The organism is Cognatundibacterium luofuense, from assembly GCF_018139685.1.
Classification (GTDB): Bacteria; Pseudomonadota; Gammaproteobacteria; order Burkholderiales; family Burkholderiaceae_D; genus Undibacterium; species Undibacterium luofuense.
Map to the genome: position 1 here is coordinate 1 of NZ_JAGSPN010000371.1, position 340 is coordinate 340.

A 340-nucleotide genomic window follows, 5' to 3' on the forward strand; every position below is an offset into this window, starting at 1 on the left:
TGCGTGTTGCTGCGACCGTATATCCTTGTGCCGCAAGTTCATTTAACAAGTTACGTCCGTCAGCACGACCTGCTTTCCCTGTGCTGATGCTGGTATCGTAAGGAAGAAAATGGTTACGTCCACCGCCCATCAAGACATCCACGCCATCATTCAGTGCAGTGTTATAGCCTGCGCCGCCAGGGACTAATTGGGCTGCGATCGCATATTGAGCATTGCGGTTACAGATGTGCGAAAAAGTAGCGGCGGGTGTTGCATGTGTCAGTTCGGTTGTAGTGATAGAACCTACTGCTTTGCCTTTCGATTTTGCAACTTCGAGGATCGTTGGTGCAGAGGTGCCATT

At 50.6% G+C, this 340-nt stretch carries 1 protein-coding gene; it reads right to left on the minus strand.

Features of this window, described 5'->3' with window-relative positions; all coding sequences use genetic code 11:
* On the minus strand, positions 1–340 hold a 340-nt coding region (locus tag KDM89_RS20825; RefSeq protein WP_212689741.1), incomplete at both ends, for an alkaline phosphatase.